This is a genomic window from Microbacterium sp. 2RAF4 (genome assembly GCF_052115285.1).
In the GTDB taxonomy this organism is placed as follows: Bacteria; Actinomycetota; Actinomycetes; order Actinomycetales; family Microbacteriaceae; genus Microbacterium; species Microbacterium oxydans.
Map to the genome: position 1 here is coordinate 226,518 of NZ_JBFRGI010000004.1, position 13,270 is coordinate 239,787.

General features: G+C 68.0%; 12 protein-coding genes. 7 read left to right on the forward strand and 5 right to left on the reverse strand.

The features are described from left to right. The first annotated feature begins 137 nt into the window (after positions 1-137). Positions 138-512 (forward strand): DUF5684 domain-containing protein, encoded by a 375-nt coding sequence (locus AB4070_RS16695; RefSeq protein WP_046747313.1) that lies wholly within the window; start codon positions 138-140, stop codon positions 510-512. A gap of 1 nt (position 513) precedes the next feature. Continuing rightward, complete coding sequence (locus AB4070_RS16700; RefSeq protein ID WP_441981083.1) at positions 514-1,143, forward strand: histidine phosphatase family protein; 630 nt, start codon at positions 514-516, stop codon at positions 1,141-1,143. Positions 1,144-1,215: 72 nt separating this feature from the next. Here the strand turns inward: AB4070_RS16700 and AB4070_RS16705 are convergent, their stop codons facing one another. Beyond that, the gene (locus AB4070_RS16705) at positions 1,216-2,169 is read right to left on the reverse strand and encodes an NAD(P)/FAD-dependent oxidoreductase (RefSeq protein WP_441981084.1); all 954 of its coding nucleotides are present in this window, start codon (positions 2,167-2,169) and stop codon (positions 1,216-1,218) included. Between the two features lie 6 nt (positions 2,170-2,175). On the opposite strand from AB4070_RS16705, the gene AB4070_RS16710 reads away from it, so the two are divergent. Continuing rightward, positions 2,176-2,580 carry a MerR family transcriptional regulator gene (locus tag AB4070_RS16710; protein WP_441981085.1) on the forward strand — a complete coding sequence of 135 codons (405 nt, stop codon included), beginning with the start codon at positions 2,176-2,178 and terminating at the stop codon, positions 2,578-2,580. A 77-nt stretch (positions 2,581-2,657) separates the two neighbouring features. Here the strand turns inward: AB4070_RS16710 and AB4070_RS16715 are convergent, their stop codons facing one another. Next, positions 2,658-2,894 carry a hypothetical protein gene (locus AB4070_RS16715; protein ID WP_441981086.1) on the reverse strand — a complete coding sequence of 79 codons (237 nt, stop codon included), beginning with the start codon at positions 2,892-2,894 and terminating at the stop codon, positions 2,658-2,660. 302 nt (positions 2,895-3,196) lie between these two features. Between AB4070_RS16715 and AB4070_RS16720 the strand changes: the two genes are divergently transcribed. From AB4070_RS16720 to ccsB, 4 genes are read left to right on the forward strand one after another with little or no spacing between them, the layout of a single operon-like run. Continuing rightward, complete coding sequence (locus AB4070_RS16720) at positions 3,197-3,847, forward strand: TlpA family protein disulfide reductase (RefSeq protein WP_441981087.1); 651 nt, start codon at positions 3,197-3,199, stop codon at positions 3,845-3,847. A 16-nt stretch (positions 3,848-3,863) separates the two neighbouring features. Continuing rightward, positions 3,864-4,649 carry a cytochrome c biogenesis CcdA family protein gene (locus tag AB4070_RS16725; protein WP_441981088.1) on the forward strand — a complete coding sequence of 262 codons (786 nt, stop codon included), beginning with the start codon at positions 3,864-3,866 and terminating at the stop codon, positions 4,647-4,649. Positions 4,650-4,700: 51 nt separating this feature from the next. Then, positions 4,701-6,530, forward strand: a complete 1,830-nt coding sequence (gene resB / locus AB4070_RS16730; protein ID WP_441981089.1) for a cytochrome c biogenesis protein ResB — start codon at positions 4,701-4,703, stop codon at positions 6,528-6,530. A 4-nt stretch (positions 6,531-6,534) separates the two neighbouring features. After that, the gene (gene ccsB, locus AB4070_RS16735) at positions 6,535-7,509 is read left to right on the forward strand and encodes a c-type cytochrome biogenesis protein CcsB (protein ID WP_441981090.1); all 975 of its coding nucleotides are present in this window, start codon (positions 6,535-6,537) and stop codon (positions 7,507-7,509) included. Between the two features lie 129 nt (positions 7,510-7,638). Here the strand turns inward: ccsB and AB4070_RS16740 are convergent, their stop codons facing one another. The 3 genes from AB4070_RS16740 to AB4070_RS16750 form a co-directional block, all read right to left on the reverse strand. Continuing rightward, a complete protein-coding gene (locus AB4070_RS16740; RefSeq protein ID WP_441981091.1) occupies positions 7,639-8,229 on the reverse strand; it encodes a 2'-5' RNA ligase family protein in 591 nt (196 codons plus the stop codon). A gap of 177 nt (positions 8,230-8,406) precedes the next feature. Further along, positions 8,407-10,380, reverse strand: coding sequence for a YhgE/Pip domain-containing protein (locus AB4070_RS16745; RefSeq protein WP_441981092.1), 1,974 nt, complete (start codon positions 10,378-10,380; stop codon positions 8,407-8,409). Beyond that, positions 10,377-13,181: an efflux RND transporter permease subunit gene (locus AB4070_RS16750; RefSeq protein WP_441981093.1), complete on the reverse strand. Its 2,805-nt coding sequence runs from the start codon at positions 13,179-13,181 to the stop codon at positions 10,377-10,379. Before AB4070_RS16750 ends, AB4070_RS16745 begins: the two co-directional genes overlap by 4 nt. Positions 13,182-13,270 lie beyond the last annotated feature (89 nt).

Sequence of the window (13,270 nt, forward strand, 5' to 3'; positions counted from 1 at the left end):
TTCCTTCTGATCTGGGAAATGGGGAACCCGCCCATTCTACGGGGGCGGTCGGACCGACATCGGCCCGGTCGCCGGCGGCCGGGACGGCGTATCAGTAGGATCGCCACGACACAGCTCACACACAGAAAGAGTGCACCGTGGACAACAACGGCATCTCCGATCTCTATGCGTCGATCTTCTCGGGTACCACCGGGCTGATCGCGCTCGTCTTCTACATCCTCGTCGCGGTCGGCCTGTGGAAGGTCTTCACCAAGGCCGGGTACCCGGGAATCCTCGCCATCATCCCGTTCGTGAACCTCGTCTTCCTGGTGAAGATCGCCGGCCTCTCCGGCTGGTTCGCGCTGCTGTACCTCATCCCTGTCGCCAACCTGATCCTGGCGATCATCGTCGCGTTCAAGCTCGGCGGACGCTTCGGCAAGGGCGGAGTCTTCTCGTTCTTCCTGCTGTTCCTCTTCCCGTACATCGGGTACCTGATCCTCGGCTTCGGGGACTCGCGCTACAGCAAGGCATGACATGACGGCGTCCCGGCTGCACCTCGTGCGACACGGTGAGGTGCACAATCCGGCCCGCGTGCTCTACGGTCGTCTTCCCGACTACCACCTGAGTGATGCGGGCCGGGGGATGGCCGCAGCGGCCGCCGCCCACGTGGCCGCGCTCGACCGTCCCGTCTCCGCGTTGTACGCATCCCCTCTCGAACGCGCGCAGGAGTCGGCCGAGCCGTTCGCTGCGACATTCGACCTCGTGCCGGAGATCGACATCCGGCTGATCGAGCCGACGAACGTGTTCGAGGGGACGCAGATGCGGCGCTCCCTCATGAACCCCCTGAACTGGTGGCATCTGCGCCAGCCCTCGGTTCCCAGCTGGGGCGAGCCCTACTCCTCCATCGCCGAGCGGATGCTCGGCGTCATGGACGAGGCGTGGGACGCGGCACCCGACGGAGACGCCGTGATGGTGTCGCACCAGGCACCCATCTGGATCACGCACCTCCGCGTCGCGGGGCTTCCGCTGCGACACGACCCGCGCACCCGACGCTGTGCGCTGTCGAGCATCACCTCGTTCGAGCGCGTCGGCGACGTCTGGCGAGAGGTCGCCTATGCCGAGCCCGCCGCGACCGGTGGTGCCGTCGACGTCGGTGCGGTCTGACGCGCGCATTCGAATCGCGCACGTGGGTCCATCCGTCGTCGAGATGGAATCACGTGCGCGATTCGAAACGGGTCAGTGCTCGGCGGCCAGGAGCGACTGGATGATGCCGACGGCGGCCAGCTGACCCGCGGCGGCTGCGAGCAACACGGACGCCATCGGGCCGGGGAGGGTCGCGCGGTGGGCGAGGTCGCCCGCGGCGAACACCCCGGGGTGCGAGGTGCGTCCGAACTCGTCGATCTCGATGCACCCGGATTCGAGCATGTCCACGTGGAGCTGCGCGGCGAACGGTGACCGCTGACGCATCGCACCTGCGGCGACGAAGACTCCGGCGACCACGCGTTCGTCGTCGTCCGTGCGGATGCGCACCCCTCCGTCGACCTTGTCGACGGAGGCGACCGGGGTGCGGCTCACCTGGGCGCCCTTCGCCTCGAGCGTGCGGATGTCCTCGTCCGCGAACGCCTCCCCGACCGGCACGACCGTGATGCTCGCGACGATCCTCCCCAGCAACCCGATGAGGTGCTCGGCGCGAGGGGCGGCGCCGACGATCGCGATGTCCTTGCCGGCGTGCTCATGCCCGTCGCAGAACGGACAGCTGAACGCGAGTGTGCCCCACAGCTGCTGCAGCCCCGGGACGACCGGAAGATCGTCGGCGACCCCGGTGGCCAGCACCACGCGGCGCCCTTCCACCATCGAGCCGTCGGCGAGTGCCACCACGAACGCGTCCTCGACACCCGTGATGCTCGTCGCTGCGGTCTCGCGGACCTCGACGTCGTCGTAGGCGGCGAGTTCGGTTCGTGCCGTCGCCCGGAACCCGGCGGGGGGAGTGCCGTCCGCGCCGACCATGTTGTGCATGTGCAGGACGGTGCCGTTGCGGTACTCGCCCGAATCCAGCAGCAGCGTGGAGCGGTGCATCCGTCCGAGGGTCAGGGCGGCCTGCAGTCCTGCGGGCCCCGCGCCGATCACGATGGCGTCGTACATGGTGGTCCTCCTCTGGGTGTTGCGTTCCTCGTCAGTCTGTGACTTCATGTCAACATGAAGTCAAACGAGGGGCACCCCTGGTCCGTCGGCGAGGTGGCCGACCGTTTCGAGCTGCCGACGAACGTGTTGCGGCACTGGGAGTCGGTCGGCCTGCTGCGGCCGCCCCGGGACTCTGCGGGGAGGCGGCGCTACGGGGAGGACGAGGTCGTGCGCATTGCCGTGATCCAGCGCAGCAAGGCCGCGGGGATGACGCTCGACCAGATCGCGGTGCTCCTCGATGACGGGAGTTTCGGGCGGCATCAGGTGCTGCAGCAGCACCTGGATGACATCGACAAGCGCATGGAGGAGATGCGTCTGTCGCGCGAGATGACCGAGCACGCGATGGGCTGTCGTGCGCACGACATCGCCACGTGCCCGCGCTTCCGGGCCGGCGTGGACGACGTCCTGGCGCGCTTCTGATCGGACTGGCGGTCCGAAAAAGAACCACGCCGGGCCGCGAACGGTGTCGCGGCCCGGCGTGATCAAAGATCAGATACTCACAAATAGATGGTGAACCACCAGTTGCCCGTGCCGAGGGAATTGATGCATGATGTCACCTTCTGATTGGGGTGAGCCTGCTTGTAGGTCGTGCGTTCGAAGTTGCAGCTCCCTGCCGAGGGGAACGGGCCGACATCCCTCGCAGGCACAGCATTCGCCGGCATGGCTCCTGCGAACACGAGGCCTCCGGCCAATGCGATCGATGCGGCTACTGACATCAGCTTCTTATTCGGCATGGACGACTCCTCCGGTCACTTTCGGCTGCTGGATATTCAGCAGATCAGCACGAACCTATCGCTCCGGTACGGAAAAGTATGTCCTCCGTTCGGAGGACACATTCGATGCCGACTCCGCCGAACGCGCCGGTCATGTGCGGCAAGCGGACCTTCCGAATAGTGACGCTCATCGGCTCGGGCGGCGGGCTGTTCCGGGTGCGCGTGCGCACCCGATCGAGATGGATCACCAGGCACCCGGTGGGCGCATCCGACAGCTCTCGTTTCCGGCTCGCGCATAGGATCCTCTGCGTAAACTCGGAGTCGTGCCAAGCGATTCGACGGTCCGTCAGATCCGCAGCGGCCGCTCCTCCCGCACCCGGCGTTCGCGTCGTGCGGTCGGTGCCGCGCTCGCTGCGGTGCTCGCCATCGGTCTGAGCGCGTGCGCTCCCGATCCGGTCAGTGAATCCTTCCTGAACGGTGAGAACACCGGCTATGTCGCGGCCGACGGCGCGATCGTCGAGGTCCCCGTCGCCGAGCGCGGCGAGCCCGTCGTGTTCAGCGGAGTGACCGAGAAGGGCGAGAAGTTCGACAGCGCCGACATCGCCGGCAAGGTCGCAGTCGTCAACTTCTGGTACGCCGGCTGTGCACCGTGCCGCCTCGAAGCGGCCGACCTGGAAGGCGTCTGGCAGGACTTCAGCGATCAGGACGTCGCGTTCATCGGCATCAACACCCGTGACCAGGCCGACACCGCCGTGGCCTTCGCGAACGAGTACGACGTGACATACCCGAGCCTGATCGACGTCGACACCGCTCAGGCCAAGCTCGCCTTCGCGAATGAGATCCCGATCGCCGCGACGCCGACGACCCTCGTGCTCGACAAGCAGGGCAGGGTCGCCGCGCGCATCATCGGGCCCATCGACGGCAAGTCGATTCTCTCCACGCTCGTCAAGGACGCCCTCGCGGAGGACTCGTGACCATCTCGGGAGCGTTGTGAACCCCGAAGCGATCATCGGTTCCGGGGCACTCTGGATCGCGATCCCGGTCGCGATGCTCGCGGGACTCGTCTCGTTCCTCTCCCCGTGCGTGCTCCCGCTCGTCCCCGGCTACCTCGGCTTCCTCGGCGGTGCCGTCGCACCTCGGTCGACCCCTGCTGCCGGCGCGGAAGGCGGGACGACGACGCAGACGGCAGAAACCGCGACGCGGGGGCGACTCGTCGGGGGAGTGCTGCTGTTCATCCTCGGATTCAGTCTGGTGTTCGTTTCCATCACTGCCTTGGGCGGCGTGGCCAGCGTCTTCCTCCTGCAGTGGGGTGAGCTGATTACCCGAATCCTGGGCGTCGTCATCATCGTGATGGGGCTGGTCTTCCTCGGCCTGTTCGGTTTCGCGCAGCGTGAGCTCCGCTTCCATGTAGATTCGAAAGCCGGCATCATCGGCGCTCCGCTGCTGGGCATCGCGCTCGGCATCGGCTGGGCGCCTTGCTTGGGGCCCACGCTCACGGCGATCTTCGCGCTGTCGTTCAACGCCGGTGATCCCGTACGGGCGGGTTCCCTCGGGCTCGCCTACTCGCTCGGCCTCGGTATCCCGTTCCTGCTCGTCGCTCTCGGCTTCGGATGGGCCACGAAAGCTATCGGATTCCTGCGCCGGCATATCCGCATCGTCAACGTCATCGGTGGGATCCTGCTCATCGCGCTCGGCGTTCTGATGGTGACCGGGCTCTGGACCGACATCATGTCGCGCCTGACGGCGGTGATGGGCAGTGTCATCCTTCCGCTCTGATCGCTCCTTGAAATCCACCGTCCCGAGAAGAACCCCCGCACTGAGAAGGCCATGACCAAGAACAAGGGTGCCGCGAACAGCGACTCCAGCGATCCGCTCCGCCCGTCCGACCACGTCGACGGAGACGACTCGATCACCCAGCCGCGCCTCGGGCTGGTCGGCTGGCTGCGCTGGGGCTGGCGTCAGCTGACCTCGATGCGCACCGCGCTGATCCTGCTGCTGGTCCTGGCGATCGCCGCCATCCCCGGCTCGATCTTCCCGCAGCGGATGGCCGACCCCAACGGCGTGACGCAGTGGGAGCGCGACAACCCCGACCTGTTCCCGATCCTCGACGGTCTCAAGCTCTTCGACGTCTACCTGTCGCCGTGGTTCTCCGCGATCTACCTGCTCCTGTTCGCCTCGCTCGTCGGCTGCGTGATCCCGCGTATCAAGCACCACGCCAAGGCGCTGCGTGCCCGTCCGCCGCGCACCCCCGCCCGACTGCAGCGCCTCGAGGACTACCGCGCCGTCACGCGCGATCCCGCTGTGGACTCCGGAACCAAGACGGGTGATGCGGAAGCGGAGGCGGCCGCGTCCATCGACGTCGCGACCAAGCAGCTGAAGGCCCTCGGCTACCGGGTGGAGCGCTACGACCGCGGACGCACGTTCTCGGTCTCCGCAGAGCGCGGCTACTGGCGCGAGACCGGCAACCTGCTCTTCCACCTCGCGCTCGTCGGCGTGCTGGTCACAGTCGGCATCGGCGGAGGGTTCTCCTACACCGGGCAGCGCGTGCTGGTCGAGGGAGAGACCTTCGCCAACACGCTCCTCGACTACGACTCGATGAACCGCGGACGGTTCGTGGGCGACGACGCGTTCTCGCCGTATTCGATGCGCCTCGACTCCTTCGACGTGACCTACCAGCCGTTCGGCGAACCGGGCTCCGGGCAGGCCGGCGACTTCTCCGCCAACGTCACCGTGCAGGAGAACGGCGAGGAGCGTACCGGCTCCGTCAAGGTCAACGAGCCCCTCGGAGCCGCCGACGACGACGTGTTCCTGCTCGGCAACGGCTACGCGCCGACGGTGACCGTGCGCGATCCCGAGGGCAACGTCGTGTTCACCAACAGCACCCCGTTCCTGCCGCAGGACAACAACATGACCTCGCTCGGTGTGCTCAAGGTGCCGGACGGGTTGGCCGAGCAGGTCGGCCTCGTCGGGTTCTTCTACCCGACCACGGGTGTGCTCGAGAGCGGGGCCTTCTTCTCCGCGTACGGCGACCTCACCAACCCGACGCTCACGCTCGACGTGTACACGGGTGACCTCGGCATCAACGAAGGTGTGCCGCGCTCCGTCTACGTGCTCGACACCACCGGCATGACCAAGCTCACGGGTCGCACCACCGACGTCAAGTCGATCGAGCTCGCCCCCGGGCAGACCGCGCAGCTGCCGAACGGCCTCGGCTCGGTGACCTTCGAGGACGAGTCTCCGGCCGGCGCCACGGATGCCTCCCAGTCCGTGAAGCGCTTCGCCTCGCTGCAGATCCACCGTGACGAGTCGGGTGTGTGGGTGCTCGGCTTCGCACTGCTGGCCCTCGGCGGTCTCATGATCGCGCTGTTCGTCCCGCGGCGACGTGTGTGGGTCAAGGCCACGGCACGCGACGGCGAGGTCGCCCTCGAGTACGCGGCGCTCGCCCGTGGCGAAGATCCCACGCTCGCGGCAGCGGTGGACGACCTCGTCGCCGGCCACGCGCGACTGCTCGACGCGGCCGGCGGCACCACGGTGCGCCCCGCGAACGACGAGAACCTTACCGACGACACTGCGGCAGGTCACACGGCGGCTGATGACACCGTGACCGAGTCCGCCGAGGCGGAAGCCCCGGCAACCGACACCCGGAAAGTAGACTGACACCATGCTCGAGCTCAACGTGATCTCGCCGGTCCTGCTCTGGACGGCGATCGCGATCTACGCGGCGGCCTTCGTGGCCTACGCCTTCGATCTCGCGCGGCGTTCGCAGGCGACGGCCGACGCACAGAACGTGCGCGAGTCGGTGCTGGTGGGTGCCGGTGGAGCGAGCATCCCCGCAGCGTCGGGCACCCCTGACGCGGGCTCCGCCCCGCAGCGATTCGTGATGGCCAGGATCGGCACCTCGCTCACGGTGCTCGGCTTCCTGTTCCACCTCGCGTCGGCTGTCACGCGCGGCATCGCCGCCGGTCGTGTGCCCTGGGCGAACCTGTACGAGTTCGCGATGATGGGCACGCTGCTCATCATCGCCGTGTACCTCGTCGTGCTCACGCGTATCGACCTGCGGTTCCTCGGCACGTTCATCACGGGCCTGGTGGTGGTGCTGCTCGGCCTCGGCGCGACCAACTTCTATGTCGACGTCTCGCCGCTGATGGACCCGCTCAAGAGCGTCTGGCTCGTCATCCATGTGTTCGTGGCCTCGCTCGCGACGGCGTTCTTCGCGCTCGCGTTCGCCCTCTCGGTGATCCAGCTCATGCAGTCGCGCCGTGAGCGTCTGCTGGGCGAGGGAGCGACCAAGACCGGCCCGGGATTCCTCCGCACTTTCCCGAACGCGGTGCGCCTGGAGAGCCTGGCGTACATGTTCACGATCATCGGGTTCATCCTCTGGACCTTCACCCTCATCGCGGGCTCCATCTGGGCGTACTACGCCTGGAGCCGCTTCTGGGGCTTCGACGTGAAGGAGACCTGGACCTTCGTGATCTGGGTCATCTACGCCGGCTACATCCACGCGCGGGCGACCCGCGGTTGGCGGGGCAACCCCTCGGCGTGGCTCGCGATCGTCGGATTCTCGGCCGTGATCTTCAACTTCACGATCGTGAATGTCTTCTTCAAGGGCCTGCACGCCTACTCCGGCCTGAGCTGAGCCCCGCGCTCGGCTGCGAAAAAATCAGCTGCGAAAACAGAGACCTCCCGCATCAGGCCCGGCGCGTCCACACACGACACGCGGGGCAGAGTGTGGGAGGTCTCTGTTTCAGCCGGAGGGGGAGTGGGGTCAGCCACCCAGTGATAGGACCTCGGCGTGCTCGATGCCGTCCTCGTACCAGACCAGCTCGGCTTCGGTGATGGTCTCGACGGGCGTGGGCTCGAGAGCACGCGACTCGGCCTGCGCGAAGCTCGTCCAGACCTCCGGGTCGACAGTCTTGCCGTAGAGCACAGAGAGGTGGAACGTCCACTCCTCCAGCGGCAGCTCGCCCAGGCGCCGGAAGTCCGTGGCATCCAGCGCGGTGGTCAGAGACGAGTATGCCGAGACGAGTGATGCGGTGCGGGCGAGGCGCACGATCAGGATCTGCCACGGAGTGGGGAACTCGTCCACCGCCTCGGCGCTGATCTCGATCGGCGTCTGCTGCGCCGCCCACGACCCGACCAGCGTGGCGAGCTCCTCGCGCCGCTCGGGCTCGTAGAACCCTCGGAGAGTGACGTGCCCGGTGTGTGGTCGCCGTATCGATGTGCCGAGGCGTGCAAGTGCGGTGTCCTGCACGTCCCGGTAGGTCTCGGCGACCGTGGTGGTGGGCCGGAGCACGAGGTACTGCTGTCCCTCCAAGCTCTCGAGCTGGCCGGGGGTGTCCATGAACGGTCGACGCATGTCAGGAGCCTAAGTCCCGGTCACTGCATGCGAAAACGGAGACCGTCACACGCGCGGCTCGGCGCGTCACATGTCGACGCGCCGAGTCGGGAGCGGATGGTCTCCGTTTTGGCAGGGCAGGGGAAGGGAAGGGAGGGGCAGGGGAAGGGAGGGGCAGGGCAGGGGCAGGGGAGGGGGTCAGGTGGTGGCGAGGACCGCCTTGGCCGAGGTGGTGCGTCGCAGTGTCACGGCGAGCGTGGTGGCCACCAGTGACAGCACGCCCCAGACGACCAGAGCGGCGATGGCCGAACCACTGGCCGTGATGAGTCCTGCGAAAGCCGGGGCCGTCGGAAGTGCCGCACCGATGCCGGCGAGCCAGTCCGGCACTGTCGAGATCAGGCCCGTCGCGACGGCGAGCACTCCCACCAGGGCCGAGATCCAGCGACCCACACCGCCGAACACCGCGACGAGAGCCTGGTTGACGGCGGCGAACACCACTCCGGCGAGCACGGCGGTGCCCGCGAAGGCCCACCAGGTGCCCGCGTCGTAGCTCGCGACGATCTGCACGATCAACGACACGAGCAGGCCCTGACCGGCACCGATCAGCGCCGCGGGAGCGAACGCGCGCAGCGTCAGACCTGCCGAAGACCGTCGAGAGGTGAGCGTGCGAGCAGTGTGGGCGCGCATCACGACGAACGTCGCGAGTCCGCCGAACCAGAGCACGACCGCGGCGAGCAGCGGGATCGCGGTCGGGCCGAAGATCGTGTCCACCGACGAGTTCGACGACACCGGGTCGGCGATCACCGAGGCGAGCGACTTCGACTCGGTGTCGCTGAACGAGGGGAGCGAGTCGGACGCCGTGCGCAGCCCGCCCGCGAGGTCGCCCGTGCCGGTCGCCAGTGTGTCGAGCCCGGTCGTGAGCTCGGTCGCGCCGTCGGCGAGAGCGGTCGCGCCGCCGGAGAGCTGGGTCGCACCGGAGGCGAGGCTGCGAGCGCCAGAGGCGGATGCCCCGATGCCCTGGTCGGCGAGCTGGGTGAGGCCGGACGACAGCTGTGTGGCGCCCGCGCCGGCCTGAGCCATGCTGGACGCCAGAGTGCTGAACGTGCCGGGAAGGGCTGCGACACCACCGGCGACCTCGTCGTTGGTGAGGATGCCCGATGCCGTGCCGGCGTCCTTCGCGACAGCTCCGGCGTCGGTTGCGAGCGACGAGTACAGCTCGCACTGCGCTTGGTCGGTGACCGGAGGCGTGCATGCCTGCTGGGCCAGGCCGCCAAGACGCTGCGCGAGCGCTACCGAGCCGGTCGCTGCCGATTGCGCCGATGCGGAAGCGCCTTGGACGGCCCCGACCAGCTTTTGAATCCCACCGACGTTCTGCTGCAGCTCCGCACCACCAGCCGTCAGTCCGGACCCGATCTGTCCCGCACCAGCCGCAGCTTCACGGGTCTTGCCCGCGATCGTGTCGAGGCCCGAGGCGAGGGAGGACGCACCCGTGCCGAGCTCACCCGCGCCGGAGGCGAGTTTCGTGGCACCGTCAGGAATCGCCGCGGCGCCGTCGGCGGCGTCGCGTGCCCCGTTGGCGAGTTTCACGGCACCGTCTGCCGCCTCGCCGATCTGATCGCCGATCGTGGTGAAGCCGACCAGGATGTTCTCGGTCGTCGCCTCGGAGAGCATCGTGCCCATGGTCGAGGCGGCGACGTCGGCGATCTGCCCCGTGATGAGGTCGTCGGCGACGAGTCCGTCCTTCGGCGTCGTCACCTCGATGGTGGCCTTCTCGGCCGTGCCTCCACCGTCGGAGATCGCCGTGCCTGCCGAGGTGGCCGCCGACGAGAAGTCCTCGGGGATCGTGATGACGGCCTGGTACGAACCGTCGGCGAGGCCGTCGGCGGCGTCGTCCTTGTTCGAGATCACCCACGTGAGGTTCGAATCGAGGTCGTCCGATCCCTCGACGAGGCCCGAGGCGAGCTGACGGCCGAGCGGGGTCATCTGCCCGTCGATGGTCACGGGCTCGTCGAGGTTGACGATCGCCGCGGTCATCGAGTCCAGCCGCTCGGTCGGGTTCTGCAGCGCTGCGACGAGGATGCCGCCGACCGCCGCCGGCAGCAGCAGCACGCCGAGGATGGTCAGCCACGTGATGGGCTTGCGGGAGCGCGCGCGCTCGATGGGGAGGGTCATGCGGTCACCTCGGTGGATTCTGCGGCGCTCCGGCGTGGGGCGCGCGTGTCGAGTGTCTGGGCGTCGGGCCATCCGGCCTCGGCGAGGGTCGTCCGTGCCGAGTCGGCATCGGATGCGGTCGCGAACACCGCGAGTGTGCGGGAGGAGGCGGCGTCGCGCAGCATCGCCGTCGCCTGGTCGCGCTGTCCGCCGCTCAGTCGGTCGATCCCGTCGATAACGACGATGGATGACTTTCCGCGCAGAGCTTCTGCGAGATCGTCGAGGCCCGTATCGGCATCGTCGATCAATACGCAACCGACGTGCGCGCGCACCCACGCGGCACGGCCGGGGAGGAGGTGCCCCGCAACCCTGAGCCGTCCGTCCGTCGGGGTCAGACGTCCCGCGATCGTCAGGGCCAGCGCGCGGCGGCTGCGCTGGTCGCCATCGGTCGCGATGAGGGCGCCGCCCTCCGGGATTCGCATCGACAGGTTCTCGATCAGCGGCGCATCCGCGCTGATCTCCAGGTCGTCGGCTGCGACGATCGATCCGTCGCCCGGCCACGCGGCCAGGTGACGTTCCCGTTCGACGGCCTCGCCTTCGACATCGATGCGAGGGAGGATCTTCTCCAGCCAACGCGGGAGCTCCCAGGCGCGCTCGCCCAGAATGGCCATGAGGGCGGGGATCAGCGTCATCCGCACCAGGAAGGCGTCGAACGCGATGCCGGCGGCGAGACCGAGTGCGATCGGCTTGAGCGACGAGTCGCCCTCGGGGACGAAGGCCACGAACACCGCGAACATGATGAGTCCGGCCGCGGTGACGACCTTCGCCGAGCCGGTGAAGCCGCTGCGCACGGCGCGGAGGGCCGCGGCCCTGCGGGTGGCGCGGTCCGAGCTCTTCGCGTCCTTGTCGTGCACGAAGTCCTCGCGCATGCGGGAGACGAGGAACACCTGGTAGTCCATGGCGAGACCGAAAAGCACACCCATCAGGATGATCGGCATGAAGCTGATGATGGGTCCCACCTTGGCGACATGCAGCAGATCGGCGAACCAGCCCCACTCGAACACGGCTCCGACCACACCGAAAGCGGCCACGATCGACAGCAGATAGCCGATGGCGGCGGTGATCGGCACCCAGAGGGATCGGAACACGATGGTCAGCAGGATGAGTGAGAGGCCGATCACGAAGATGCCGAACGGCAGCAGCGCGTTGCCGAGCTGGTCGGAGATGTCGATGCCGACGGCCGTGAAGCCGGTGACCTTGAGGTCGATGCCGAACTCGTCGAGCCATTCATCGTGGTGGCTGCGCAGCTCGCGCACGAGGTCGGCGGTCGCGGGGTCGTCGGGCGCGGTCTCCGGCACGATCTGCACGATCCCGGTGTCTGCGGTCTCGTTCGGGGTCGCGAGGGCGACCTCCTTGACGCCGGGGACCTTCGCGACCGCGTCGCCGAGGTCCTCCATCAGCGTCAGCGGATCGGTGGAGGTGACGATCGTGCCGGTGAGGATCATCGGACCGTTGAAGCCGGGACCGAACTCCTCGCCGACGAGGTCGTAGGTCTGCCGCGCCTCGTTGTCCTTGGGAAGCACGCCGGCGTTCGGCAGAGCGAGGTCGAGGCTGAGCGCGGGGACCGCGACGATCCCGAGCCCGAGCACCACCGCGATCGACACCAGCACGGGGTGCTTCATGACGCCGCCGACCCACCGGGCGCTGCCCTTCACCGGGACGACCGGCTTCGAGGGCACGGAGTCGTCGGCAGAGCCGTCGGCGGCCTTCTTCGTCTTCGGCGCCCTGACCTTCTTCTGGCGCCCGACGACCCGGCCCTTCATGAAGCCGAGCAGTGCGGGTGTGAGGGTGACGGCGATGGCGACGGCGACGGCCACGGCGGCGGAGGCGGCGATACCCATGGTCGTGAGGAACGGGATGCCGGCGAAGCCGAGGCCGATCAGGGCGATGAGCACTGTGACGCCGGCGAACACGACAGCGGATCCGGCCGTGCCGACGGCCCGGGAGGCGGATTCCTCCGGGTCGACGCCGGCGCGCACCTGGTCCTGATGTCGCGCCATGATGAACAGCGCGTAGTCGATGCCGACCGCGAGCCCGAGCATGAGGGCGAGCAGCGGAGTGGTGGAGGAGACCGTGGCGAATGCCGTGGCGGTGAAGATGCCGGCCATCGAGATGCCGACACCGAGGATCGCGGTGAGCAGGGGGAGGCCGGCCACGACGAACGAGCGGAACGTCACGATGAGCACCAGCAGGGCGATGAGCAGTCCGACGGCTTCGGTGAGCGTGACGCCGGGGATGGAGATCGCGAACAGATCTCCGCCGAGCGAGGTCTGGGAGCCGGTGGGGAGTTCGGCTCCCAGGTCGGCGACCACCGTGCGCAGCGCATCCTTCGTCTCGTCGGAGACATCGGTGGACTCGCCGTCGAACTGCACGCGCACGATGGCGGCGGTGTCGTCGTCGTTGATCATGCCCTTGACCATCTCGTCGTACGGCGAGGTGGCAGCGAGCACGCCGTCGAGGTCGTCCAGCTCGTCGACCGCGCCCTCGATGTCGTCCTGGTACTCGGCATCCGTGATCTTGTCGCCGTCAGCCGCGACCACGATGAACTGCGCATTGGTGCCGCTCACCTGCGGGAAGGAGCGCGAGAGCTGCTCGAGCCCCGCCTGCGACTCGGTGCCCGGGATGGAGAACGTGTTGTCGGTTCCCGCGCCGAGGACGAGCGCTCCGGCGCCGGCGATGCCGAGCGCCAGCAACCAGGACACGAGGACCCGCCACGGGTGCCGGAAAGACCAGCGTCCGAGCGAGGACAGGAGAGTGGACACGTGTTCCTCCGAAGGGTGCGGGGTGGATACACAGGTGTATCCAATACATAGATGTATCGTAAGGTGACCCGCCCGGCCCAGTCTGTGTG

Bases quoted from the DNA above. Each gene is read 5' to 3' on its own strand.
- AB4070_RS16745 (WP_441981092.1), bottom strand. From the start codon at position 10,380: ATGACCCTCCCCATCGAGCGCGCGCGCTCCCGCAAGCCCATCACGTGG.
- AB4070_RS16715 (WP_441981086.1), bottom strand. From the start codon at position 2,894: ATGCCGAATAAGAAGCTGATGTCAGTAGCCGCATCGATCGCATTGGCC.
- AB4070_RS16700 (WP_441981083.1), top strand. From the start codon at position 514: ATGACGGCGTCCCGGCTGCACCTCGTGCGACACGGTGAGGTGCACAAT.
- AB4070_RS16740 (WP_441981091.1), bottom strand. From the start codon at position 8,229: ATGCGTCGACCGTTCATGGACACCCCCGGCCAGCTCGAGAGCTTGGAG.
- AB4070_RS16710 (WP_441981085.1), top strand. From the start codon at position 2,176: ATGAAGTCAAACGAGGGGCACCCCTGGTCCGTCGGCGAGGTGGCCGAC.
- resB (WP_441981089.1), top strand. From the start codon at position 4,701: ATGACCAAGAACAAGGGTGCCGCGAACAGCGACTCCAGCGATCCGCTC.
- AB4070_RS16705 (WP_441981084.1), bottom strand. From the start codon at position 2,169: ATGAAGTCACAGACTGACGAGGAACGCAACACCCAGAGGAGGACCACC.
- ccsB (WP_441981090.1), top strand. From the start codon at position 6,535: ATGCTCGAGCTCAACGTGATCTCGCCGGTCCTGCTCTGGACGGCGATC.